The sequence below is a fragment of the Anabaena cylindrica UHCC 0172 genome (genome assembly GCF_034931625.1).
Classification (GTDB): Bacteria; Cyanobacteriota; Cyanobacteriia; order Cyanobacteriales; family Nostocaceae; genus Anabaena; species Anabaena cylindrica_A.
The window spans coordinates 62293-89190 of record NZ_JAYGGY010000008.1 but is presented as its reverse complement, the minus strand read 5'-3'; the positions used below and the strand labels follow the sequence as shown (position 1 = coordinate 89190).

The window sequence follows — 26898 nt, the reverse complement described above, 5'->3', positions numbered from 1 at the left end:
CTGCTTGCAGCAGCGCTAGTTCCCTCCGGGACGCTCCGCGAACGCTATCGCTCTAGTAATCCCTAGTAATGGTTGGGTGAGATAATGTAAACAAATACAGGGTAGGGTTTTCGGGCTGCGAACTGCTTGCAGCAGCGCTTCGCTATCGCCCCACTAATCCCTAGTAATGGTTAGGTGAGATAATGTGAACAGATATAGGCTTTTTGGGTTATGATAAGTGCGTTATTAATGATGAGTTATGTTACTGTTAATTCATGTTCAAGAACTTTTTTAAGGTGAAATCCAGTTATCTAATTTTAGCTCGGAAATTCGGCTATAATGACGAGTGTTGTTAGTTACTAAAATATAGTTTCTCGTTATTGCAATACTAGCAATTAATAAATCAAAATCTGCTACTGGTTGTCCGGTTTTTCTAAGTTCTGCTTTTAATTCTCCAAACTTTTTGACAGCATTATTATCTAAATTGATAACTTCTATATCTTGAATAAATTTTTCCGCACGAGTTAAATTTTCTGCTACTTTTTGGGAATTGTAAGCACCAAAATATAATTCAGCAACGGTGATATTGCAAATGAAAATTTGCTCCCATCCTATTTGTTGAATTTTATCTCTGACGGAATTAATGTTTTTAATCCAGTAAATGCAGGTGTCAGTATCTAATAAATAAGTCATAAGCTAATATCGTAATTAGAAATAGTCCGGCTATCATAAATCTCTTTGACTATTTCTGCTGCTGTGCGTTCATCTTCCCAAGCACCATGTTTTTCTATAAATGTGTCTAGTGGATGTGATTTTTGGGTAGATGAGAAAGTTATCTCATTTTCTATGAGTTGATTTTCTGGTTTTGGATAACGTTTTTTAAGTAATTGAATAAAATCAAGTAGTAAGATTTGCGCTTCTTCTGTTAAGGTGTCAATATCTTGAGATATTTCTGCAATTTTTATTACCATGATTAACTCCTCAATTGAGTAAATTTTTTCGGTATGATTCTATTATAAACTACGCCCTGGGTGATGGTTCTCAAGTGAGGTGAATATTTCCAGGTGTATCTGTCATGGTTCTATTGTCTTCTCTTATTTACACGATCGCCCCACTAATCCCCAGTAATGGTTGAGTGAGATAACGTAAACAGATACAGGGTAAGGCTTTCAGACTGCGATCGCTCTATTAATCCTAATAATGGTTGAGTGAGATAACGTAAACAAATACAGGGTAAGCTTTTCAGGTGCGATCGCTCTAGTAATCCCTTGTAATGGTTGAGTGAGATAATGTAAACATATACAGGGTAAGGTTTTCAGGTGCGATCGCTCTACTAATCCCTAGTAATGGTTGAGTGAGATAACGTAAACAGATACAGGGTAAGCTTTTCGGGATGCGATCGCTCCATTAATCCCTAGTAATAGTTGAGTAAAATAATGTAAACAGATACAGGGTAAGCTTTTCGGGATGCGATCGCTCCATTAATCCCTAGTAATAGTTGAGTAAAATAATGTAAACAGATACAGGGTAAGGTGCGATCGCTCTATTAATCCCTAGTAATGCTTGAGTGAGATAATGTAAACAGATACAGGGTAAGGTTTTCAGGTGCGATCGCTCTAGTAATCCCTAGTAATGGTTGGGTGAGATAATGTGAATAGATACAGGGTTTTGGATTGTAATTTAGCGTTATTAATGGTCGGTATTGTTGGGTTTCCTTGTGTAAACACAAACTACTTGCTAATATATAATTTAGTTATTTATCTATAACTTGCTGATATTTATAAATCTGGGTTTAATCCATACGAATTTTCTAAAAACCTCTCCCTTTTAATAAGTGATGAACAATATTCAATATGACAAAGTTAAAGAGCGTCTTCTTCTTGCAAAACGAATTTTTGAACAAAGTGAGCAACTACGTGGTAGAGATTTACTCACATATACGGAGAAGGGATGGACTCACCCATACATTCAGCATGAGGCGTTGGTTAATTATTTACTTCTTACGTGTTTTGATATTTTGGGTCAACCACATGAATGGAAGGACTTTAACTCTTGGCTTACATCAAAGAAAACAAAAAGCGAACGCGAAGAAGCTATGAATTTAATTTTGGATTGTGATACAAATATTGAAGCTACTCAAAAAATATATACTTTCTACCAAAATAAGTATGGAGTAAAACAAAGCTTTTATCGTTTTATTGATGAGATATTAGATAACAAAGAACGAGATCGTTTATTATCGAGTGTGCAAATTGAAAAACGAGATGAAAATTCATCATCAGTAATTATTGATGATCCTGCTAAGAAAAAATTATTTTTATATAATTCCAGAAATATTTTTACACATCAAGCAGAACTAACAGGAAATGCAGGAGGAGGTATTTTGCCAAAAATGATATTCATTAGAAATGGTAAATTATTGTCGTATTTTGAATGTGTTCGCAAACAAAATTCTTATTTCTATAGTATTAAGCGATGGCCTTTTGAATTGTTTGAGATTATTTCAAATGCTATTGGGGAAACTATAAATATTTACGATTTTGATGCAGCGTGCAAAATTTACATTCAGTTTGATGAATGTAATAAGGTGTGTATTATTGATGATAAGCTTGCAGTATTAAAAGATATTAATGGACTGATCAACTATGCCAGACATTTTCTTGATTTGCAATAAATAAGTAAGTAATTAATAAGCAGAATCCTATTTCATCAAACCAAGAATTACAAAAATACTTATAAAACTAAAGCTAGTAGGGTGCGTTAGGATTAAATCCATAACACACCCTACAGAAATATGATATTAATGCACCAACTCAATAGCCCGCTTAGTCAACGCTTCCGCAGTCAAACCATTAAAAGCCATCAACTCACCCGCACTGGCCGTAGTTTCCCCACGCTTCCAGGCAAAAGAATCACGCTGAGAATTACTGCGTAACATGATTGGTTCTAACATCGCCGCAGCGCCACCTGTCACACCAATTAAGGCATCTCCACCAAACAATTGCTCAAAATCGGCATCACTTAAAAAACCGTTATCAGGTTCAGAACAAGTATCCCAAGCAGTATCATGAGGACGATATAAACGACGAGGATTGATAATAGAAACAATCTTCACCCCAATACCTTCAGTTTCTAAAAAAGCCGCCGCTTCAAACACAGGAATTAAAGTCAAATCGCCAATTACAGCAAATACAACAGTCTTCCCACCAGCCACTTCATGTAATAACACCGCACCATCAATTAAGCCTTTTTCAGTTTGGGCAAAGGTGCTACGAATTGGCAAAGGAGACTTACTAGCAGTAATCACAATGCCCTTATTTTTTGTTTGCAAAGCCCAGTCATAACAGACTTGAATACTGTTAGCATCTGGGGGAAATAATGGGAAGACATTTCCGGTTCTCATCAAAGAAGCAAAATAAGCTTCAATTTCTGGTCTTTGGTGAGTCCAACCGTTGCGTCCTTGTTCTAAAGCCCCGGCTGTAAATAATGTAATTGTTGACGGTGTTTTGCGGCGTAATTCTGCCATTGCTTGGGTGACTGTTTGCCAAATTGGTAAACCATTGATGGCAAAAGATTCATAGGAACACCACAAAGTTCTCGCCCCCATTAAGGATAAACCAGCCGCTAAACCAGCACAAGCATCTTCGCTCAAAGGTTCGTAAACTTGACCTCCTGGGGCTTGATTATAGGTGTCATCGGTGGTGGGGTGAATGATTTTTAATGCCTCATTAATATTACCAATTCCTGAAGCGGCGTTACCATCGGCGTTTGTCACCAGGAAATTTTTATCTTTATTTCCTACTACTCCCACTAGCTTACCCATGACAGTTGTAGAAACTTGGGGAACTGCGCCAACTTGATATTCTACTAATGGTAATTCGCCAATTTCTGCTAAGGGTAATTCAAATTCTGTGACTACAGTTTTCGCAGCCGGAGCACCTCCAGCCCGTTCCGCATTTGTCCGCACAATTTGCCATGCTGGGGCTGATAATGCCCGTTTTTGTAAGGCGCTGACAATGTGGGGCGCGTCTAGGGTATCTTTCGGATAGAGGTTGTGGGATTTCGCACCTAAATCATGGACTCCTGCACCTTTGAGTTGTTTGATAATAAATACGGTCAATTTACCGCTAAGTGCTGAACGTGCGGCTTTATCCATGCCTACTAATACCGCTTTGGTAAATTCTAGGCGGTTGGCAAAGGAAAATGCGGTACTATCAACATATTCACCTGCTTGGTTTTGGTCGTCAAAATCTTTGGCGTTGACTAATACGACTTCGGCAAAACCGTTACCTTGCCAATAGGCAATCATCTCTGCGTTGGTTTTCAAAGATACCATGCTGTGGTGTTCTTGGCTGTAACCGTTCCACACTAACACGGGTAAGAAGTTGGTAACGGTGGGGTAAGCGGTGTTAAAATGCGCCATTGAACTCATGATATAGGGTTCACCTAGTCCCCCGTCTCCCAGGGTGAAGGGGAAGAGTTTATCACGGTGCAGGAGGGCGGCGGCCATGGCGAAATGTTGTCCTTGTCCCAGGGGTCCTGCTGGTGCGAGAATGCCGGGAATGTAGCCGGAAAGGTGTCCTAATAATCCATGCTTTTCTCGAAAGCGATCGCACAATTGTTGTACTGTGGAAATGCCCATGTCTTCTAAGGAACGGTCTAGGAACATGGCACTATAGAAACCGGGGGCGTGATGTCCGACTTCGGTAATGATGTTTTTATGTCCCAGCATGACCAAAGCTGCATAAGCTTCCGCTTGGCTGGCAAAACCGCCGGGATGTCCAGAAGCCTTACTACCAGTAATTTGTAGGGTTAGGTAGCGCAGGGCATCAGCCGCGAGTAGAGTTTGATATACTGCATTTGTATCAGTAGGATTTGATATAGCTACTTTACCAGATTCTATTATCGGTGTTGCACCATATTTTTCAAAATCTGGCAATGCTTCCCCAAAATATTGAATACCTTCACAAAAATTTGGAGCTGCGGAAGATGCCTTTGATGTAGTTGCTGTCATGCTGAATACCTTAATAAAATCGGAAAAAATGTGCAATGCTGGTTCAATTTAACCAGAATTTTACATCCTCCCGGTTGTAAAGGTTTATAGCTCTTTTGCAATATTAGGATAAGTAGCCGTTATGAACTGTGTACACTAGGAAGCATAAAATACTTTCTTTCCTAGTTCCCAGCAGGTGTTGCTGAGTTGAAATATGGATTAGTCTCACGCAAAGGCGCAATCACGCTTCGTGATCTCGAAGAGTAGGCGCAAAGGTAAGAAGAAAGGTAATGTGGTATTTCATCTTCTGGTTCGGCGAGTATCATCCCAACTCTCTCTTTTTAATGAGTACGTTTTTCATATACTGCTATATAGTAAACATAAAGTTTTGTGTAGCGAGGGCTAGAAATGTACATAGTACAGATTGCCTCAGAATGCGCTCCTGTCATTAAAGCTGGAGGCTTAGGGGATGTTGTATATGGACTCAGCAGAGAATTAGAGAATCGAGGTAATACAGTCGAGCTAATTCTGCCCATGTACGATTGTATGCGCTATGACCATATTTGGGGATTACATGATGCCTATCTGAATTTGTGGGTTCCCTGGTATGGTGCTGCAATTCACTGTTCTGTATACTGCGGTTGGGTGCATGGACGAGTATGCTTTTTTATTCAACCCCACAGTGAAGACAATTTCTTTAACCGTGGTTGTTACTATGGTTGCGATGATGACAATATGCGTTTTGCATTCTTCAGCAAAGCAGCTTTAGAATTTTTACAGCAAAGCAATAAAAGACCAGATATTATCCATTGTCACGACTGGCAAACTGGCTTAATTCCTGTCATGTTGTATGAAATTTATAAATATCATGGCATGGAATATCAACGAGTTTGTTACACCATTCACAATTTTAAACATCAAGGTATAGGTGGTGTAGAAACTCTAGAAGCAACCGGTTTAAATCAACCATCTTATTACTTCCAAGCAGATAAACTACTGGATAACTCTAACCCCTTTGCTTTGAACTTTATGAAAGGGGGTATTGTTTACTCTAATGCAGTCACCACAGTTTCACCAAATCATGCTGTAGAAGCTCAAACTAGTGAAGTTGGTTGTGGTTTAGGTCATACACTATATTTACAGAAAGACAAATTTAGTGGAGTTCTCAACGGTATTGATTTTGATTTTTGGAATCCCGAAGTTGATAGGTACATTCCCAATCATTACAGTCGGGACGATTTTGAACAAAAAGCATATAACAAAAAAGCATTGCAAGAACGGCTAATGTTAGCCCATGATGATAAAAAACCCATCATAGCTTATATCGGTCGATTAGATCATCAAAAAGGCGTGCATCTTGTCCATCACGCTATTTATTATGCCCTTGGTAAAGAAGCACAATTTGTATTACTAGGTTCAGCCACAGAACCAGCAATCAATGCTCATTTTCAACATGAAAAAGAATTTTTAAATAGTAACCCAGATGTGCATTTAGAACTAGGTTTTAATGAAGAATTGTCCCACCTCATTTATGCTGGTGCAGACATGATTGTTGTCCCCAGTAATTATGAACCCTGCGGGTTAACTCAAATGATTGGTTTAAAATATGGAACTGTCCCCATTGTTCGCGGCGTTGGGGGACTGGTAAATACAATTTTTGACAGAGATTACGACCAAAATCTACCCCCAGAAAAACGCAATGGTTATGTATTCTATCAAATGGATGACCAGGCACTAGAATCAGCAATGGGACGCGCAATTGATTTGTGGTATCAGCATCCTGAAGAGTTCCAACAACTAGCTATTCAGGGTATGGACTATGACTACTCATGGAATGCTCCTGGTACAGAATATCTGGAGATTTATGACTGGGTAAGACACAAGTGGTAACTTAGTAGACATTTCCAAAAAAGGACATTGCATAATGGCGATATGAAAATCAAAAATTCCCTTCCTCTCCAGTACTACTCGGTTAAGAAAATTTGTAGGTTGGGTTGAACGGAGTGAAACCCAACAAAGCCCTGAAAATGTTGGGTTATGGCTTCGCCACACTTCGTGAACGTTACTCAACCCAACCTACACTCAAGTAATTTCTTAGGCTTAACCGAGCAGTATTGCCTTCCTCTTTTCTTCTCCCCTTTGCGCCTCTGCGTGAGACAAATTCATTAGAAACTTAAATCTGCATAGTTTAGGGTGCATTGCTTCTCCTCTATGATTAACGCACCCTGAATTTTCAGTTAACTTAGAAGAAGATAAATATACGCTAGTTAGAAATATTATGCCTCTACCAGTCGGTCCTAAAACCCCAGCCACTTTGCAAATGCTAAATTGGGTAATCAAACCCATGCCCTACATGGAAGAATGCGCCAAAACCTACGGTGATATCTTCACTCTCAAGCTGCAAAAAAACTTACCTCCTCTAGTTTTTATACATAGTCCGGAAGCAATGCAGCAGGTTTTAAGCAATGATACCAAAGAATTAGAAGCCCCTGGGGAGTTGAATGGCATTTTTGAATACTTACTGGGCAAGAATTCTGTTATTTTACTCAGTGGCGCACAACACCAAAGACAACGTCAGTTAATAATGCCTCCTCTACATGGAGAAAGAATGCGGAATTATGCTGACTTAATCATTGATTTAACTGAAAAAACTATCAATAAACAGCAATTAAATCAGCCCTTCAATATCCGAACAGCTACTCAAGATATTACCCTCAGTGTAATGATGCAAGCTGTGTTTGGTCTTTATGAAGGGGAACGTGCTGAAAAACTACAAAATTTACTGTGTGAAATTTTAGAAGTAGGTAGTGCAGTTTGGAGAGTTGCTGTACTTTATTTTCCTGCTTTAAAAAATGTGATTGGTCTCTCCCAACTTTGGGAAAAACAGCAGCGGCAGCAAGATAAAGCCGACCAACTCATTTATGAAGAAATTCAGGAACGGCGAGAAAATCCTGACCCGTCGCGCACAGATATCCTCAGCTTACTTATGGCTGCTAGAGATGAAGCTGGTGAACCTATGACTGATGTGGAACTACGGGATGAATTAATAACTTTGTTGGTAGCAGGACATGAAACTACAGCGACTGCGATCGCATGGGCTTTATACTGGATTCATAAGCTACCAGAAGTTCGGCAAAAATTATTGCAAGAATTAGATAGTTTAGGCGCAAATCCAGACTCTAATGCCATCTTTAAATTACCCTATCTCACTGCCGTTTGTAACGAAACCTTAAGAATTTATCCAATCGGAATATTGACTTTTCCTAGACAAGTAAAAACGCCTATTACTTTATGTGGTCATGAACTCGAAGCAGGTACAGTCATCGTGGGTTCAATTTATCTAACTCACAACCGAGCAGATATTTATCCCAATCCCAAACAATTTAACCCAGAACGCTTTTTAGAAAAACAATTTTCACCCTATGAATTTCTACCCTTTGGTGCTGGTGCTAGACGTTGTATTGGTCTAGCATTTGCCCAATTTGAAATGAAATTAGTACTAGCTAAAATTCTCAGTGGTTGGGAACTAGAACTAACTGATACTCGTGATATAAAACCAAAACGTCGTGGTTTAGTAACAGGGCCAGACCGTCCTATTCAGATGCTTGTTAAGAGTCAGCGCCAAGTAAAATCTCGCACTTTAGAAACTAGTATGATCTAGGAACTTCTAAAGCCTTAATTCCTCCATATCCTCTGCGCCTCTGCGATTTGTTATACTGCAAACGGGTGAAATTTGGACTTATGTCATACTGTTCGCGTAGCGTGGCGTAGCCATACGTAACGTAGTGCAGCAAAGTATCTCGGAGATTCTAGAGCCTACGGCACGCTACGCGAACACTTCGTTCAGAATGACACTTTTAACCCGTTTTTAGTATTATTTGGATAATTGATTTATTTCTTCTTGGAGTCCCTAAGTTTTGTGGCGGAGTTTCTCTTGTAAGATCCAGATGACTCGGTTTTGCGTTCAATCTCCGTTGCAAAACTTAATTACTAATTTTCAACCCTGACAGATATGATAAGTAGTTAAATAAATATATGATAGATATCTTCAAATCCTACTATCCTTGTAGAGTAGAGAAGTTTTATGGAACGTCTCTAAATTATTTTTGACCAGATATCTAATCTAACAATTAGTTTTAGGACTTACATAAGTGTCAGACACAAAATCTATTGTAGGGTGCGTCAGATATCAAAAATCTGTTTATTTACTAGATTTATAAAGTCTGACGCACCTCAATACTGTTCGGTTAAGGGTAAGACTTTGTTATATCGTAGGTTGGGTTGTTCGCGTTAGCGTTGCGAAGCAATGGAACGTATCCCTGACGGGAGGCGAAGCCATAACCCAACTAAATCCTTGGTAATGTTGGGTTTCGCTGTCGCTCAACCCAACCTACATTTCCTTAACCGACAAGTATTGTGACGCACCTTATCAATGTGCCAGTTGCATAACTCCTGAGTTTATGCTTCATTATATATACTCTAATTAAAGTAAAAAATATGATATCTTCTATCAAAAATATGTAAATAAAAAAGAGTAGCATCATCATGCTAATCGCAAATGATAAAAAGCAAATTTCTGCACTGGAAACTATGCTTTTTGTTAATTATGATTTACCCTAATAAATAGTAATTTTTATAAATCACAAGTACTGTAAATTTATAAAAATCTTCCTCACTGCCAAAACCTAGTTTACTTGAAAAGAAAATTCATGCAAGAATATGATGTTGTAATGATTGGAGCCGGACACAATGGTTTGGTATGCGCTGCTTATTTACTCAAAGCAGGTTATAGCGTCCTCTTACTAGAAAAGCGTCCTGTTCCTGGTGGTGCTGCGACAACAGAAGAATGTATCCCAGATCAAGCACCAGGCTTTAAATTTAACCTATGTGCTATTGACCATGAATTTATTCATTTAGGCCCAGTTGTTGAAGAATTAGAACTGACAAAATACGGCTTAAAATATCTAGAATGTGACCCAGTAGTTTTTTGTCCACACCCAGATGGTAAGTATTTTTTAGCTCATAAATCCTTAGAAAAAACCTGTGCAGAAATTGCTCGTTATAACGAACGTGATGCTAGAAAATATGCAGAATTTACAGATTACTGGCAACGGGCTATTAATGCCATGATTCCCATGTTTAATGCCCCACCAAAATCAATTATAGATATTTTTGGAAACTACAACATTCAGAAGTTTAAAGATTTATTTTCAGTAGTTGGTTCTCCGTCCAAAAGCTTTGATTTTGTGCGAACCATGTTGAATAGTGCTGAAGATATTCTCAATGAATGGTTTGATGAAGAATTTCTCAAAGCACCACTTGCTAGATTAGCTTCCGAACTTGGTGCGCCCCCTTCACAAAAAAACTTGGCAATTGGTGTGATGATGATGTCTATGCGTCATAATCCTGGTATGGCTAGACCTCGCGGAGGTACAGGTGCATTGGTGCAAGCATTAGTGAATTTAGTCACAAGTAAAGGTGGAGTAATTCTCACAGACCAGCACGTTGAAAAAGTTTTAATTGATGATGCTAAAGCTGTAGGTGTGCGGGTTGTAGGTGGTCAAGAATACCGGGCTAAATATGGAGTAATTTCTAATATTGATGCCCAACGTTTGTTTTTACAAATGACTGAAAAAAGTGATATTGATGCAGTTGATTCTGAGTTATGGGAAAGATTAGAACGCCGCATTATTAACAACAATGAAACTATCCTCAAGATAGATTTAGCTTTAGATCAACCTCTACATTTTCCCTATCATGGCCACAAAGATGAATATCTCATTGGTTCTATATTAATTGCCGATTCCATGAATCATGTAGAACAGGCTCATAGCAAATGTACATTAGGAAAAATTCCCGACTCTGACCCATCAATGTATGTGGTTATGCCCAGCGCCCTCGACCCTAGTTTAGCACCTCCGGGTAAACACACTGTATGGATTGAATTTTTTGCTCCTTACCAAATTGCTGGTGCAGAAGGTACAGGTTTAAAAGGTACAGGTTGGACTGATGAATTGAAAAATAAAGTGGCTGATAGAGTAGTTGATAAACTAGCAACTTATTCGCCAAATTTGAAAACATCAATTATTGCTAGACGTGTGGAAAGTCCAGCAGAATTAGGTGAAAGATTAGGTGCTTACAAAGGGAATTATTATCATATTGATATGACAATGGATCAAATGATATTTTTCCGACCTTTGCCAGAATTAGCGAACTACAAAACCCCCATTGACAATTTATTTTTAACTGGTGCGGGTACACACCCCGGTGGTTCAATTTCGGGTATGCCAGGACGCAATTGTGCAAGGGTATTTTTGCAAACCAAGCATCCAATTAGTCAGACTTTAAAGGATGCTGGAAATTCCCTGAAGTCTACTGTCGGTTCGGTATTTGGGATTGGTTAGTTACAACTGAGATACAGGGTGCTTTACATATCATTAATGCACCCATCTTTATACATGATTAGACATCTGGTGGTAATTAAATGTGCGTGGCTTGAAACCCTTGTAGAGACGTTCCGGCGGAACGTCTCTACGGTATTTATTTGGCGCAACTTTACACAGAATTGGTATTAGGCGTTTTTAGTTACTTTTGGAATAAACTAATAGGTTCTTGTATTGCTCGATTTTTTTGATTTTTCCTTGGGCTGTAAATAATTCGATGATTTCTTCAGCTTTAGCCCAACCAACTGACTGTGTGTAAAACAAAATTTTTCCGTTAGGATTCAACTTCCTCAAAAATAGCTCAACAAGAGATTCATCATTATGATGTACAAAAAGAGCTTCTTCTGGCATATAAAATTCACCAATATGAAAGAGTGAAACCACATCTAACATAGGTAAAGAACGAGCAGTTAAAGTGTATATATCTGTACAAATCACTTTGTAAAATTTAGCGAGTTGGCGATTTTTTCGGCAGATACGAATATATTCTTCATGTTCAGGAATGGAAGCTGTAATGCCAAATATTTCATTGGGACTGTCAAGTTTTTGATTTTCTAAACCCAAAATGTGATGAGCGCCTGTACCAAAATGAAATATACTTTGATTTTGAATATTGTACTTTTGCAAATATTCGTTCAGTTCAATATCACATGGACAGAGATTAGGTTGTAATTCCCATGATGATTTTGTGCGGTAGTAATCAGCGCCAACCCAATGTGGTAGAACAGGTTGAGTCAAACTCACTGAGTAGTATAATTTTGCTAGTTGGCGATTACTAAACACAAGATCACGAATTGTTTTCCTAAAAGTAACTACCATTAGTGAATAACCCTCAATAGTTTTGAAAAAGTGAAGTGAATTTGATTTTGATTTTGATATTTTAGCTACAACATCAGTTCAGTTATTGAGCTAAAAATGTTGATTATTAGCTTCATGTGTGATGAGCCGTAGATATTTTGCTATCTTTGCTCACAAGTTGATAGAATTCCCTTGTCTAACTGAGTACCAAGAAAGTTACGTAGATGCTAATTAAGATGTTTATTCGGCAGAGAAAGTTATCTTGTCTTGAAAGCTATCTGCCGATTTTTTCATGTTAATTTTATACCTGGAATATATTAACTCCAGGAATTTTGGTACTGTATTTTTAGTAATGTCAGTAAGCCTAACATAGAAAAAATGAAGATGATATTAAGTTAAGATGAAAAATTGCTGAAGTTTTGGGAATACTTATCGGTTTTTGATTTTCATGGAGAAGAATAAAACCTTTAACTTTTACCCCTCATCTAAAGCAAGCAGTATTGAGTCTTGTCTAACTTTTTACCGATGACAAAGGGGACATAAATCTGGTGAAATAAAGATTAATGTTGTCCAAACCGTAGTCATGACAGATCGTGTGTTGATTCTAGGTGGAAGGGGACGCATTGGTAGCGCTGTTGCTAATGATATTCTCGGCCACACACAGGCAGATATTACCATAACTGGACGTTCTCCAGAAATGGGAAAGGCTGTAAGCTTGTCCTCAGGAGGACGAGAACAGTTTTTAGTTTTGGATTTAACCGAAGTTGAAAAATTGCGGGATGCGATCGCACAATCTGATCTAGTCATCCACTGTGCAGGGCCATTTCACTACCGCGATACCCAAGTTCTCGAAATTTGCATTGAGCAAGGTGTCAACTACTTAGATGTCAGTGATCACCGTTCCTATACTCAAAAGGCATTAAATTTACACGATAAAGCTGTTAATGCTGGAGTCACAGCAATTATCAATACAGGTATTTTCCCCGGTATTTCTAATAGCTTAGTCCGCCAAGGAATCGAGCAATTTGATGTAGCTGAAAAAATTCATTTAAGTTATTTAGTATCTGGTTCTGGTGGTGCTGGTGTTACCGTCATGCGAACAACTTTTCTGGGTTTACAGAATCCTTTTGAAGCTTGGATAAACCGCGAATGGCGTTTAGTTGAACCTTATTCTGACCAAGAAAATATTAACTTTTCGCCACCCTATGGAGTTAGTGGAGTTTACTGGTTTGATATGCCAGAAACTATCACACTACCTCATTCTTTTCCCACAGTGAAAACTGTAATTACTAAGTTTGGATCAATTCCTAATTTTTACAACCACCTGACTTGGATAGCTGCCCATATTTTTCCAAAACGGTTAATGCAGCGCCGTTATATGATTGAATTTTTGTCTCATGTTAGTCATATCATGACCGATTTTACAAATATTTTTACTGGAATTGGAGTAGCAGTACGAGCAGAAGTGACAGGAGAAAAAGATGGTAAAATAGTTGTTTATGCTGCAATTTTAATGCATGAAAATACTGCTATTGCTTCTGGTATAGGTACTGGTAGTATTGCTAAATTATTACTAGAAGGTAAACTTAATCATCCTGGAGTTTCACCTGTAGAAGCAGCATTACCTACAAATTTATTTATAGAGATTATGGAAGAACGAGAAATACAAATTAATTCCCATTGGGTAACAATATAATACAAGTAAGTGTGCAACAGAAATTGCACATTTCGGTAAGAAAAAAGGGAACAGAACCAGATGATATGGAGGTCAATTTTTTGAGAAAATACATAATTAATTATGCTAGGTAAGTTAATCACATTATATTTTAGGTATAAATAACCAAAGGTAGATTTTGTGGAAATATTTGATATTTATGGGTATATTTGTTAGCTTAGTGAGAAAATAATTTATAGTAATTTTCGTCATGAAAATCCCACCTAGCCCACAAATTCCCAAATTCCTACAGTTGATGCAGTGGATTTTTAATCCTTTAAAACTGATGGAAAATTCTGCTAAGGAGTATGGTGATTGTTTTGCAATTTGGCTAACTAGCAAGCAACCAATAGTCTTTATTAGCGACCCCCAAGCAATTCAGAAAATTTTTACTTCTTCACTAGATCAGTTGGATGCTAGAGGTTCAAGCCAAATTTTACAACCCTTGGTAGGAAAAAACTCTTTACTATTACTAAGTGGCACAACTCACCAACGTCAGCGACGGTTGTTGACACCACCTTTTCATGGAGACCGGATGAAAGCTTACGGCCAAATTATTGCTAATATCACCAACCAAGTCATTAGCAATTGGAAAATTGGCGAACCTTTTTCTGTTCGCGACTCCATGCAAGAAATCTCTCTCAAAGTGATATTACAAACTGTGTTTGGTTTGTGTGAAGGAGAAAGATTTACACAATTACAAGAACTTTTGCGTTCTGTTCTCGATTTATCTGGTTCTCCCTTGCGTGCTACTGTTACATTTTTGCCCGCATTGCAAATAGATTTTGGTGCTTGGAGTCCTTGGGGAAAATTCTTGCGTCAAATGCAGCAAATTCAACAACTACTCAACGCTGAGATTCAAGACCGCAGAGATCATCCTGATGACTCTCGCAGCGATATCCTTTCATTAATGATGTCAGCGCGGGATGAAAATGGTGAATCGATGACAGATGAGGAGTTGCGCGATGAATTAATGACTTTGTTAGTTGCTGGTCATGAAACCACTGCTTCAGCTTTAACATGGGCATTATATTGGATTCACCGTTTGCCAGAAGTGCGAGAAAAGCTACTAACTGAGTTAAATAGTGTAGATGAAAATCCAGATTTCAATTTAGTTTCTCGCTTGCCTTACCTTACGGCTGTTGGCCAAGAGACATTACGTATTTACCCTATTATTATGGTGACTATACCTCGTATTGTGAAATCACCGTTAGAAATTAGTGGCTATGAATTTGCACCAGATACATTGCTGTCACCTTGTATATATTTAACTCATCGCCGCCCAGATTTATATCCAGAACCAGAGAAATTTAACCCAGAACGCTTTTTAGAACGGCAGTATTCACAATATGAATTTTTGCCATTTGGGGGTGGCAACCGTACCTGTATCGGTATGGCGTTTGCGATGTTTGAAATGAAGTTGGTTTTAGCTACTATATTGTCACAATTAGATTTAGCTTTGGTTGATAATATTCCTGTTAAACCTATGCGCCGGGGGGTAACTTTAGCACCTTCTGGTGGTAAATGGTTGGTTGCAACTGGAAAAAGAGAAAGGGTGAAAAATGTTATTGAAGTTTAGTTAAAATCAATAAATTACAAAGTTATGTTTTTAGGCTGGGTGTGAGGAACAACAAGCAAATAAAAACGGCTCACCTTTCCAATCCCCATTCTATTTAGCGATATTTGGGACAAATTTTAAATAGGTTCCGCCTAGTCCTTCTACAATACTGCGTGTATTGGCATCCATCATTTTTTGATAGGTTTCTCCATCACTACCAGGTTTACCAAGTCCATCAATATAAAGTTGTCTGGAGAAAAGTTTTACATTTGCTTCTTGGGTAATTGGCTTAAGTAACATGGGGTTTGTTGTTGTATCGGCAAAAACTGTTGGTACTTTAGCTTGTTGAATATATTGAGCTAAATTTCTTACTCTTGTATTTGTTAAATTATCTTGGTTGTTAAGACTTGATAAACCTTCTCTATAGGGAAGATTGTAGGCTTTGACATAATAAATCATTGCTTCATGGGTTGTCAGCAATTTTCGGTTTTTAGTGGGAATACTAGTAAGTGTATTTTTTATCCAGCTATGTAGTTGGTTTAATTCATTTGTTATTTTTTTGGTATTATTGCTATATTCTTTCTCATTTTTAGGTAATGTTTTACCTAAATTACTATTAATTACTTCTACTATTTTGATAGTATTTTTGACATTGTGCCAAATATGTGGTTCATTGTAATTTCTGCCATTTTTTTGAATTCTTTGGGGTTCAGATACGGCACGTTGACCGACTGCTATTTTAGGGGAACGGTTTTTAGTTGATGTGATAATTTTCATCAACCCTGGTTCAAAATTATAGCCATGATAGAAAATAAGATTAGCTTGTTTAATGGCTTGGATATCTTCTGGTGTCGGTTGATAAATACGCGGATCTATACCAGGAGGAATCAAGCAAGTAAGGTTGATTGTTGTGCCAGCTATCTGTTTAGTTAGGTCACACAATATACTGTTTGTTGCGACAATGTGAGGAAGATTTTTATTAACTCTATTGGATTGATTAGATTGTGTGTATGTTGTATTTATAAATTGATTTCCACACCCAAAAATACCAATTGTTAAAATCAAACCTGTATTATTTAATAAGTTCTTATATTTCACTGGACGGTTATTTTTGCTATGCTTTGCTAGTTTGATAAATTAATATAGCACTTCCCGATGTTATGAGGTACAAGAACCCCACCCCCAACCCCCTCATCGCTTGCGGGGAGGGGGCTAAGATGTACCTCATAAGATCAGAAACCGCTGTAAAGGCACAGCATTAATAGTGTGCCTTGAAAATTTTCATAACACCTAACTTTATTGAAAGCCAGCAGCAGGCAACTTACCTTGCAACATTTGAAAATTAGCTTGTATGCAAGTACCACAAGTACAACCAATGTGATCAACAATGGGATTGTTTGCTGGAGTTAAATTTGATGCTATTAATTCGGGATTTGGCTGTGCAGATGCAAAAACAATTATCTGCGAGACAGGTGCAAATTTCATTTTAGTAGATGCGTAGGCTGGATTAACTACCAGCAGTAGAGATGCGAGAAATACATGACAAGCAAGCAAAATCAATTTAGCTATGTTCATAGTTCACCCTCAGAGGCTAGGCTGGCTGCTGCTGATACAGCATAGCCAATTATTCTTCATTAGTCAGTAGTTGTTGACCAGATTAGTAGTTCTCCTTGTTCCCCACCTGCGGCTAATAAGGGTGGAGAGACTCCATTCTGACTGGGATGCCATGCTAGGGTGGAAAAACCGGCGCTGACACCTGTGAGAATCTGTGATACTTCTTTGGCTTGGTTCCACAAACACAACCAGCCATCAGCACCGGCAGAAGCGAGAAGAAAACTTTGGGGTGCAAATGCGATCGCATTAATTATATCTACATGATTGGTTAATATCCGCGATTCCCAACCCAAGGATTCATCTTCTGATTTTTCCCAAACTACCACACCCTCAACACTAGAAGAAGCCAAAAGCGGCGCACCTACGGCTGTTGTGGCTTCTGACCAAGCTAATTGGCGAATTTTTCCCGGAAAGCCACGCATTACCCAAGGGTCAGGATTTCCCCATTCCAATACGGTGACGCTGCGATCCATATTACCCGAACCTAAGTATTTGCCATCTGGCGACCAAGCCATTGCTACACTAACGGTAGTCATGGAAAGAAAATAAGGTTCCTCATCCCAATCTTGAGTATGCCAAATTTTGACTCCCTGATAGCCGCTAATTGCTAAATATTGGCCATCTTTACGCCAATCAATAGCCAAAACTGAGGAGTTTTCAAAATTCAGAGTCACAACAATTTCTTCTGTGTCTGCATCCCATACTTGAACGTAACGCCCTAAACTAAAAGCGAGTTGGTTATTAGTATGACTCCAAGCTAGTTTATCAACCCAAGCCGGAGCATTTTCTAAAGTAGTAATTAATTTATTTTCGCACCAAATTTTAACTTGTCCATTTTGTCCCCCAATGGCTAAATATTTACCATCGGTGGAAAATGCCACGCAGTCTACTGATTTATTTGTAGCAGTTTGTAAGGTTTTTAATTCGCCATTTTCCCACAGGACAACTTCTCCCGCAGCCGAAGTTGCTGCTAGTATTTCTCCTTGAGATGACCAAGTTAGGGATGTGACATAATCTGCAAGTTTCCCTGAATAATGGGCTGCAAATTGTTGAGGTTTGCTAGTTGTGAAGTTCATGTCTAGATATGATTTTACTAACCGCAGAGAACACAGAGAACACAGGGAAAAGAAAATGGCGTTGTTGATTTAGGATTTTCCAATTTTTATTCACCAACGCCTAATTTTGAATTTTATTTCTTTTCTCCTGTCTCGATTTACACCAGACAGGCGAGAAAATCTTGTTTTAGTTTGGATTCATCTAGATTTCGACCGATGAATACAAGTTCATTTTTCCGGGTTTCGCTGGCTTTCCAAGGTCTATCTGGTCTACCATCAAATATCATGTGTACTCCTTGGAAGACAAAACGATCATCTTCTCCAGCTATGTTTAAAATGCCTTTCATGCGGAAGATATCTGTTCCTTGGGTACGCAATAATTCACTCAACCAATCATTTAATTTTTGTCCATCTATTGCGCCTTTTTCTACTAAAGCTACAGAATAGACGCTTTCATCATGTACATGGGCATCTTCACCTAGGAAATCTGGGTCAATTTCTAAAGCGCGGTCTAGGTTAAAGGCTTGTACGCCCAAAAGTGCATCCATTCCTAGTTCTGAGTTGCGAGTGCGGTGGATTTTTGCGATCGCATTCATCGACCGAATCCGCTTTTCTAGTTCTTCTAAATTTTCTGGTGTGACTAAATCTGTTTTATTCAATAAAATCACATCAGCAAATGCAATTTGTTCTTGGGCTTCGTCTGCTTCCCAGTGTTGCCAAATATGTTTAGCATCGACAACTGTAACTACTGCATCTAATGACAGTTGACTCTGCATATCTTCATCAACAAAGAATGTTTGAATTACAGGTGCAGGATCAGCTAATCCAGTAGTTTCAATTACTAAATGGTCAAATTTATCACGCCGCTTCATCAAATTGTTGATAATGCGAATTAAGTCGCCACGCACTGTACAACAAATACAGCCGTTATTCATTTCAAAGATTTCTTCATCTGCATCAATAACTAGTTGATTATCAATGCCTACTTCCCCAAATTCATTGACGATAACAGCAACTTTTTTGCCGTGTTCGTAAGTAAGAATGTGATTCAGTAGAGTAGTTTTACCTGCGCCCAAATAGCCAGTTAAAACAGTTACAGGCACGGTCGTCGATGTTTCTGAAGCAATCATATTCTCAAAGCAATTTTGATGATTTGTTGATAATCACTCTCTATTTAACACACCTTGGTTAAAAATGGCAGTATTGTGTCAAAGAATATTTTAAAACATTTTGGGAAGCGTCTTTTATCATTAGCGGGCAAGGATGCCCGCACCATAAGAAACTTTTGAGTATTTTTTTAACTGGAAGTCCCTCATCTGAGATGGGAATCACCCACCTGATACTTACTCATCGAATACACTTGCAAAAAAGTCCAGTGTTTCCTTCAAAGCCTTGATGAAAATATCAATTTCTTTACGGGTGTTGTAAAAATATAAACTTGCCCGTGCAGTTCCCGGTAAATCTAAATAACGGTGTAATGGTTGAGTACAATGGTGTCCAGAACGAATTGCGATCCCTTCTTGATCTAATAATGTAGATAAGTCATTTGGGTGGACACCTTCTGCTGTAAAAGCTGCTAATGCGGCTCTACCTTCTCCTTGAGCATTAGGTTTAGACCCGTAGATTCTAATTAGGGGTATTTGTGCTAATTGCTCGAATAAATAAGCAGTTAGTTCTGCTTCATAAGCATGGATTTTATCCATACCAATATTAGTTAGATAATCTATCGCTGCACCGAGAGCAATTGCTTCTCCAATTGCAGGTGTACCCGCTTCAAATTTATGGGGTAATTCTGCATAGGTAGAATGGTCTAAATATACCTCTGCAATCATCTCACCACCACCAAAAAATGGCGGCATTGCTTCTAGTAAATCCAACTTACCATACAAAAAACCAATGCCAGTTGGAGCGCACATTTTATGTCCAGAAGCTACCAACCAATCACAGTCAATTTCTTGGACATCAATATGCATATGAGGGACACTTTGGCAAGCATCCATTAAAAATTTAGCACCGTAGCTATGAGAAATTTCGGCGATTTCCTTAACTGGGTTAATACAACCCAATGTATTAGAAACATGAACTATAGATACCAGTTTTGTTTTTTCAGAAATCAGGTTTTTAAACTGTTCTAAATTAAAACTTTCTTCTGGTGTTAATTCGACAAATTTTAATACTGCGCCAGTTTTTTGAGCGACAAATTGCCAAGGAACTATATTACTATGATGTTCCATTACCGAGAGAATAATTTCATCTCCTGACTGTAAATTGTTCATTCCCCAACTATAAGCTACGAGGTTGATAGCTTCTGTTGCATTGCGAGTGTAAACTATTTCTTGGCGTGATTTGGCATTAATAAACTTAGCCACTTTATCACGCGCACCTTCATAAGCGTCAGTAGCTTTTCCGCTGAGAGTATGAGCGCCACGATGGACATTGGAGTTATATTGTTCGTAATAATCCCGCCAAGCATTTAAAACGAACAAAGGCTTTTGAGAAGTAGCTGCATTATCGAGATAAACCAGGGGTTTGCCATAAACTTCTTGATGTAAAATTGGGAAGTCAGAGCGAACTTTATCAGCTAGAGATTTGGTAGAAGTGATGATCATTTTTTAGAAGTAGTTCAGAATAATATCTAGAATTTAGCCCTGAAAAAATTAAATAGAAATTAGAAAGTTCGTAGTTAGGACTTTAGTCCTAAAAATCTTTGGTTTGAGCGATAAATTGCTCACTACGAACTAACGCAAAAACGCAAAGTGTTAACTTACTTATTTGTGAGACTGACGACTGTTTTTAGCAAATCATCTCGCAAAGAAGGAACAGGTATGAAATTAATAATTTCCGCAGCGAAAGCATTAACTAACAACTTGCGTGCATTACCTTCATCAATACCACGACTTTGCAGGTAGAATATTTGATCATCCTCCAATTGGCTGACAGTAGCACCATGAGCGCATTTGACATTATCAGCAGTGATTTCCAATTGGGGTTTGGTGTCAATTCTGGATTTAGGAGACAACAGCAAATTCCGGTTTAGCTGTGCTGCATTCGTTAACTGTGCGGGTTTGGGGACAAAAACCTTACCATTAAATACACCATGAGCGCGATCGCCTATAATGCACTTATGTAGCTGTTTAGTTATACCATGAGGATGATTGAGAGCGATCGCACTGTGAGTATCACCCAATTGATTATCAGCAACAACTGTTAAACCATTCAGCGTCGTCTCCGTTTGTTCACCAGTCTGCAAAATCTCCAAATTGTGACGTGATATTTTTCCACCAACAGTCACAGCATTACAAGTATAACGACTAGATCGCGCCTGAGTTACCGCAGTTTTTCCAACATGAAAAGCCGCAGCACCCTCCCGCACAATTCTATTGTGACTAACCTGAGCATTTTCATTTACCCAAATTTCCGTCACACCATTAGTAAAATAAACCTCTTTCTCTGCGTTCTCTGCGTCTCTGCGGTTCGTATACTCTTCAATTAAACTCACCTGAGAACCAGATTCCGCCACCACTAAAACACGAGGTTGGGAAATAGTCGCTGTTTCCCCTGACACAGAAATAAATAGCAAATGAATGGGATTTTCAACCACCACATTTTTACCAACCCATACCACCGCCACATCATTTACAGCCGCAGTATTTAAAGCAGTAAAAACTTCATTTGCTCCCTCAGCTTGCGCTAAATATTTCTGTACAATTTCATCACCTAAAACATCCAAATTACCAACTATTAACCCATCAGGTAAATTTTCAGTATTAGATAAATTAGGTGCATAAACACCATTTACAAATACCAATCGCTGAGAAACTTCAGGTACAATCATGGATTGTAGAGACGTTTCATGAAACGTTCCTAAATTAAAATCCACCTGTTTCAGAGGTGACAAATCAGTAGACCGCCATTCTTCCTCGCGGGTATTGGGAATCACAGAATGACGCACCCAATTAGCAGCACCGTCACGTAAATCTTGTAACCAACCATCTTGTTTTTTGGTAGTTACCCGACTTAACAAATTAGTCAAAAAAGCATCTCTATCTAATAGATTTTGTTGTAGAGATGTTTCATGAAACGTCTCTACATTAATAGAACTAGACATTATACACCCACTCCCAAAGCTTCTTCCAGAACCCAATCATAACCACGAGATTCCAACTCTAACGCCAACTCCTTACCACCACTTCTAATAATCCGTCCCTGTGCCATAACGTGAACAAAATCAGGGACAATATAATCGAGAAGCCGCTGATAGTGAGTAATCATAATTGTGGCATTTTCAGGACTAGCTAATTGATTTACCCCATTTGCCACAATTTTCAAAGCATCAATATCCAAACCCGAATCAGTCTCATCTAAAATCGCCAATTTGGGTTCCAGCAACGCCATTTGCAGAATTTCATTCCGCTTCTTTTCACCACCAGAAAAACCTTCATTCACACTACGATTCAGAAAAGATGAATTCATCTTGACAACATCCAATTTTGTCTCAATCAAATCATCAAAATCAAAAGCGTCAACCTCTTCCAAACCTAGCGCTTTCTGACGGGAATTATAAGCCACCCGTAAAAAATCTAAATTGCTCACACCAGGAATTTCCAAAGGATACTGGAACGCCAAAAACACACCACTTCTAGCTCTTTCCTCAGCTTCCATTTCCAAAAGATTTTTCCCTTGAAAAATCACCTCACCACCAGTAACAGTATAAGCAGGATGTCCCGCCAAAGCCTTAGAAAAAGTACTTTTACCAGAACCATTCGGTCCCATAATCGCGTGAATTTCACCAGCGCGAACTTCCAAATTCACACCCTTCAGAATCGACGTACCATCAACATCAGCAGTCAAATCCTTAACTGACAAAATCAAATCACTATTATCAATAATCATGTTCTCTCTCTCTTCTCTTCTTTCTTCTTTCTTCGCGCTCTTCGCGCCTTTGCGGTTCATTCAAACAAGAACCTCAACGAAAACAGATCAACCCACACTACCTTCCAATTTCAGACTCAACAATTTATCAGCCTCAACAGCAAACTCCATAGGTAGCTGATTAAAAACATCCTTACAGAAACCGCTAATCATCATCGAAATAGCATCTTCTGAAGAAATTCCGCGTTGAGCAAAAAAGAACAATTGATCTTCACCAATCTTAGAAGTAGAAGCCTCATGCTCAACCTTCCCACTATTATTCTGAACTTGAATATAAGGAAAAGTATTAGCGTGAGCATTATCACCAATTAACATCGAGTCACATTGGGAATAATTTCTTGCGCCCTTCGCAGTCGGATTAATCTTCACCAAACCCCGGTAACTATTACTAGATTTACCAGCAGAAATTCCTTTAGAAATAATAGTACTACGGGTGTTTTTGCCAACGTGAATCATCTTTGTTCCGGTATCAGCTTGCTGCATATGATTTGTCAGCGCCACCGAATAAAATTCACCCACAGAATTATCACCAACCAACACGCAGCTAGGATACTTCCAAGTAATAGCTGAACCCGTTTCTACCTGAGTCCAAGAAATCTTAGAATTTACGCCCTGACACAAACCGCGCTTGGTGACAAAATTATAAATTCCACCTTTACCATTTTCATCACCGGCGTACCAGTTTTGAACAGTAGAATATTTAATTTCGGCATTATCTAAAGCCACCAATTCCACAACCGCAGCGTGTAATTGATTGCTGTCGTACATTGGTGCTGTACAACCTTCCAAATAGGAAACATAACTACCTTCTTCAGCAACAATTAAAGTTCTTTCAAATTGTCCTGTATCACCGGAGTTAATGCGGAAATATGTAGACAATTCCATTGGACATTTTAGCCCCTTAGGAATATAAACGAAAGAACCATCACTAAAGACAGCAGCATTTAAGGCTGCAAAATAATTATCAGCAATGGGAACAACGCTACCCAAATATTTTTTAATTAGTTCTGGATGTTCTTGCAGTGCTTCAGAAAAAGAACAGAAAATTACGCCATCTTTGGCCAGTTTCTCTTTATATGTAGTAGCGACAGAAACACTATCAAAAATCGCATCAACAGCAACGTTGGTTAATCGCTTTTGTTCATTTAAAGGAATACCTAATTTTGCAAAGGTTTCCAATAAAGTCGGATCAACTTCATCCAAACTGTTGAGTTTTGCTTTCTTTTGTTTCGGTGCGGAGTAATAAATGATATCCTGATAATTAATAGGCGGATACTTGACATTTGGCCAAGTTGGTTCCGTCATTTTTAGCCACTGGCGATAAGCCCGGAGGCGAAACTCCAGCATAAATTCCGGTTCGTTCTTTTTAGCGGAAATCAGGCGGATAACGTCTTCGTTTAGTCCACGCGGAATAGTATCAGCTTCAATATCGGTGACGAAGCCGTACTTGTAGGGTTGGTTGACTAAGGTTTTGACAGTGGCACTCATCGGTATTAGTCTCTCGTGTTCGGAAGTGGTTCTCTTTAAAAAGGATGGGAGACGGGCTGTTTGAGCCAATTCCCGTTTCGTGTTACCGAGTGTTCACACGGCTGTTAAGATAAATCTAGAGGATAAAACAACAGGGGTGTTGTTTAATCTATTTTTATCTTACGATAGATTAACAACAACAATGTTGTTAAAGTCAAATTTTTCAGAAAAATTTTTGGGACGAACGCGAACAGCGTCTCGTAGAGAAGATGACGACTACCCACCAGTCCTCCACAAAACAGGATATTTTAGAGTATCTTTTGAAACACTCACAAGCAACTGCTGTTGAGTTAGCAAATTTTTTCGATGTCAGTCCCCAAGCGATTCGCCGCCATTTAAAGGATTTAGATACTGAGGAATTAGTTTTGTATTCGGTATCAGAACAACCAGGAATGGGCAGGCCGCAACACCTCTATAAATTAAGTCAACGAGGAAGAGAACGCCTAAAAAGAACTAGAGGGGAAGGCTTTGGTGATGGTTATGGTGAATTTGCTGTTTCTCTACTTGACACCTTAGCCGCAACTGTTGGCCATGAACAAGTTAAGACTATCTTACAAAAACAATGGCAACGCAAAGCTCACGAATACCGCAAAAAAGTGGGGAATGGGTCTTTAGCGGAACGAATGGCAAATTTGGTAGAATTGAGAGAAGCAGAAGGCTTCATGGCTGAATATCACCCTGTTGATTCATGTTCCTCAGCCGAGGATAGTTTTATTTTTATAGAGCATACCTGCGCTATTTCTAACGTTGCAGAATCTTTCCCTAGTGTTTGTGGACATGAATTAGAAATGTTTGCAGCAATCTTACCAGATTGTACTGTAGAGCGTACCCACTGGCTGAATAACGGTGAACATCGTTGTGGTTATTTGGTGCAAAAAAGTTAGATGGGGTTTGGGGTTATTTGTATGCTTCTATAACCACTCGGAAATCAATTTCCGGGCTAATAGTTGAAGTACTCTTAAAACGTACTCTGGTTAACTAAATAAATTGTTACTTTACAAAACCATTCAAAATATATAAACTAAATAAAAATTTTTATTATTTTCCAGGTATATATTTTGCATCCACAACAGATTAAGGAAAAACTAAAATTATTAATTGAGGAAGCATCAACAATAGATCGCAGTTTAGCAATTAGGTTAAACCAGATTAACAACTGGATTAAAGATGTTAGACTTGGTACACTAATATCTAAACGTTTTGTTCTTTTGTTTTTACAACAATTTATTCGAGATGCAGAACTTAGGCTCGATATAAAACGTTTAATTTCTGAAAAAGAAAGACAAGATTTTTATGAATCAATGACACCTCCCGAAAGATACTGGTATGGTGAATTGTTTCCTAAATGGTTGAGTGACAATGATCCCAAATTTCATATTTGGAGAAAAAAATTAATGTCTGGTGAGTTCAATCAGGAGGATGAAAAATTAATTAATTTGATTGCTAATGTCATTAAGCTGAATGGTGGTCAAGCCTTACAACGTTATATTGTAGACTTGTCTATGGCAACTGATATAATAGTTAGTAGTATTCAAGAACAACCCCTTTGTATTCAACTTACTAGTCAATCTCAAGAATTTACACAAACAAAATCTGATGATTGGGAAGATACTTTGATTTCTTGGGGAATAGAGAGAGGATTATTTTTAAGTTTTAATCCTGGTGAAAGTGATTTTATCAATCAGATAGTTAGTTTAGCATTAGATAATAGTGATAATCTGAAGAGTGGTATTTATAAAAAAATAAATTTATAGTGTTTGGTGAGTTTGATTATGTATAGCAAAAATTCTCACAGAGGTAATTATGATTAACCAAGAAATTACTGAACGTCAAAAAAGACTAGAACAGTTTTTACAGCATTTAGAAGCAGCCCGTCAATTAGAAGATGATATCAGAAAATATGGGTTAGAAGCGGCTGATTTATATTTTGAAGATATAGATGGTGATTGGTTGGAAACTTGGGGAGATGATGACAATGAACCTGGTTATATTGAGAAACTTACTACTTTTTTAGAAAGTGATGATGTGGTTGCGGTGGAGGTAAGAAAACGTTTACAGGATAAATCTATGGATGAAATTATTGGTGGTTTGGAATATTGTTTGAGTCAATTAACGGAGAAAGATCGGATTTTTGCAGCTAAGGATTTTTTAGTTGGTGATATTGTGATTTCTGGAAGTAGTCGTGCTTCTGCTAATAGTTCTATTAATGAGGTTGAGTTGTTGGAGTTAGCGGAAGATTTGATGGAGAAGTTAACGGAGATTTTAGGGTAATTTAAAATGTTTTT

21 protein-coding genes are annotated in these 26898 nt (G+C 38.3%); 9 read left to right on the top strand and 12 right to left on the bottom strand.

Annotated elements, in window-relative coordinates:
* Positions 1 to 270: 270 nt before the first annotated feature.
* Both VB713_RS04125 and VB713_RS04120 read right to left on the bottom strand, forming a co-directional pair.
* The gene (locus VB713_RS04125) at positions 271 to 672 is read right to left on the bottom strand and encodes a type II toxin-antitoxin system VapC family toxin (RefSeq protein WP_323310311.1); all 402 of its coding nucleotides are present in this window, start codon (positions 670 to 672) and stop codon (positions 271 to 273) included.
* Complete coding sequence (locus VB713_RS04120; protein ID WP_323310310.1) at positions 669 to 950, bottom strand: hypothetical protein; 282 nt, start codon at positions 948 to 950, stop codon at positions 669 to 671. Before VB713_RS04120 ends, VB713_RS04125 begins: the two co-directional genes overlap by 4 nt.
* An 866-nt stretch (positions 951 to 1816) precedes the next feature.
* Between VB713_RS04120 and VB713_RS04115 the strand changes: the two genes are divergently transcribed.
* Positions 1817 to 2653, top strand: a complete 837-nt coding sequence (locus tag VB713_RS04115) for a hypothetical protein (protein ID WP_323310309.1) — start codon at positions 1817 to 1819, stop codon at positions 2651 to 2653.
* Between the two features lie 126 nt (positions 2654 to 2779).
* Here the strand turns inward: VB713_RS04115 and VB713_RS04110 are convergent, their stop codons facing one another.
* On the bottom strand, positions 2780 to 4993 hold the full coding sequence (locus VB713_RS04110; protein WP_323310308.1) for a phosphoketolase: 2214 nt from the start codon (positions 4991 to 4993) through the stop codon (positions 2780 to 2782).
* Between the two features lie 387 nt (positions 4994 to 5380).
* Here VB713_RS04110 and glgA point away from each other — a divergent pair, with 387 nt between their 5' ends.
* The 3 genes from glgA to crtO all read left to right on the top strand — a co-directional run bounded on the left by glgA (position 5381) and on the right by crtO (position 11376).
* Positions 5381 to 6862, top strand: a complete 1482-nt coding sequence (gene glgA / locus VB713_RS04105; protein ID WP_323310307.1) for a glycogen synthase GlgA — start codon at positions 5381 to 5383, stop codon at positions 6860 to 6862.
* A 388-nt stretch (positions 6863 to 7250) separates the two neighbouring features.
* Positions 7251 to 8633 (top strand): cytochrome P450, encoded by a 1383-nt coding sequence (locus tag VB713_RS04100; protein WP_323310306.1) that lies wholly within the window; start codon positions 7251 to 7253, stop codon positions 8631 to 8633.
* Between the two features lie 1048 nt (positions 8634 to 9681).
* Entirely contained in the window at positions 9682 to 11376 is a 1695-nt protein-coding gene (gene crtO / locus VB713_RS04095; protein WP_323310305.1) for a beta-carotene ketolase CrtO, read from the top strand.
* A gap of 177 nt (positions 11377 to 11553) precedes the next feature.
* On the opposite strand, the gene VB713_RS04090 is transcribed toward crtO, so the two are convergent.
* Complete coding sequence (locus tag VB713_RS04090) at positions 11554 to 12234, bottom strand: hypothetical protein (protein WP_323310304.1); 681 nt, start codon at positions 12232 to 12234, stop codon at positions 11554 to 11556.
* 562 nt (positions 12235 to 12796) lie between these two features.
* On the opposite strand from VB713_RS04090, the gene VB713_RS04085 reads away from it, so the two are divergent.
* Positions 12797 to 13909 carry a saccharopine dehydrogenase family protein gene (locus VB713_RS04085; protein WP_323310303.1) on the top strand — a complete coding sequence of 371 codons (1113 nt, stop codon included), beginning with the start codon at positions 12797 to 12799 and terminating at the stop codon, positions 13907 to 13909.
* A 229-nt stretch (positions 13910 to 14138) separates the two neighbouring features.
* Positions 14139 to 15506: a cytochrome P450 gene (locus tag VB713_RS04080; RefSeq protein WP_323310302.1), complete on the top strand. Its 1368-nt coding sequence runs from the start codon at positions 14139 to 14141 to the stop codon at positions 15504 to 15506.
* 90 nt (positions 15507 to 15596) lie between these two features.
* On the opposite strand, the gene VB713_RS04075 is transcribed toward VB713_RS04080, so the two are convergent.
* The 8 genes from VB713_RS04075 to sufB form a co-directional block, all read right to left on the bottom strand.
* Positions 15597 to 16583 (bottom strand): metal ABC transporter solute-binding protein, Zn/Mn family, encoded by a 987-nt coding sequence (locus VB713_RS04075; RefSeq protein ID WP_323310301.1) that lies wholly within the window; start codon positions 16581 to 16583, stop codon positions 15597 to 15599.
* A 198-nt stretch (positions 16584 to 16781) separates the two neighbouring features.
* The gene (locus VB713_RS04070) at positions 16782 to 17060 is read right to left on the bottom strand and encodes a hypothetical protein (protein ID WP_323310300.1); all 279 of its coding nucleotides are present in this window, start codon (positions 17058 to 17060) and stop codon (positions 16782 to 16784) included.
* A 59-nt stretch (positions 17061 to 17119) separates the two neighbouring features.
* The gene (locus VB713_RS04065) at positions 17120 to 18175 is read right to left on the bottom strand and encodes a hypothetical protein (RefSeq protein ID WP_323310299.1); all 1056 of its coding nucleotides are present in this window, start codon (positions 18173 to 18175) and stop codon (positions 17120 to 17122) included.
* Positions 18176 to 18312: 137 nt separating this feature from the next.
* Positions 18313 to 19284, bottom strand: a complete 972-nt coding sequence (locus VB713_RS04060; protein ID WP_323310298.1) for a GTP-binding protein — start codon at positions 19282 to 19284, stop codon at positions 18313 to 18315.
* Positions 19285 to 19497: 213 nt separating this feature from the next.
* Positions 19498 to 20763 carry a cysteine desulfurase gene (locus VB713_RS04055; RefSeq protein ID WP_323310297.1) on the bottom strand — a complete coding sequence of 422 codons (1266 nt, stop codon included), beginning with the start codon at positions 20761 to 20763 and terminating at the stop codon, positions 19498 to 19500.
* Positions 20764 to 20918: 155 nt separating this feature from the next.
* Entirely contained in the window at positions 20919 to 22262 is a 1344-nt protein-coding gene (gene sufD / locus VB713_RS04050; protein WP_323310296.1) for a Fe-S cluster assembly protein SufD, read from the bottom strand.
* Complete coding sequence (gene sufC, locus VB713_RS04045; protein WP_323310316.1) at positions 22262 to 23047, bottom strand: Fe-S cluster assembly ATPase SufC; 786 nt, start codon at positions 23045 to 23047, stop codon at positions 22262 to 22264. The genes sufD and sufC overlap by 1 nt, the downstream gene beginning before the upstream one ends.
* An 87-nt stretch (positions 23048 to 23134) precedes the next feature.
* Complete coding sequence (sufB, locus tag VB713_RS04040; RefSeq protein WP_323310295.1) at positions 23135 to 24574, bottom strand: Fe-S cluster assembly protein SufB; 1440 nt, start codon at positions 24572 to 24574, stop codon at positions 23135 to 23137.
* 248 nt (positions 24575 to 24822) lie between these two features.
* On the opposite strand from sufB, the gene sufR reads away from it, so the two are divergent.
* The 3 genes from sufR (at position 24823) to VB713_RS04025 (ending at position 26884) form a co-directional block, all read left to right on the top strand.
* A complete protein-coding gene (sufR, locus tag VB713_RS04035; RefSeq protein WP_323310294.1) occupies positions 24823 to 25497 on the top strand; it encodes an iron-sulfur cluster biosynthesis transcriptional regulator SufR in 675 nt (224 codons plus the stop codon).
* Between the two features lie 174 nt (positions 25498 to 25671).
* Entirely contained in the window at positions 25672 to 26367 is a 696-nt protein-coding gene (locus VB713_RS04030) for a hypothetical protein (RefSeq protein WP_323310293.1), read from the top strand.
* Positions 26368 to 26416: 49 nt separating this feature from the next.
* Positions 26417 to 26884, top strand: coding sequence for a hypothetical protein (locus tag VB713_RS04025; RefSeq protein ID WP_323310292.1), 468 nt, complete (start codon positions 26417 to 26419; stop codon positions 26882 to 26884).
* The last annotated feature ends 14 nt before the right edge of the window (positions 26885 to 26898 follow it).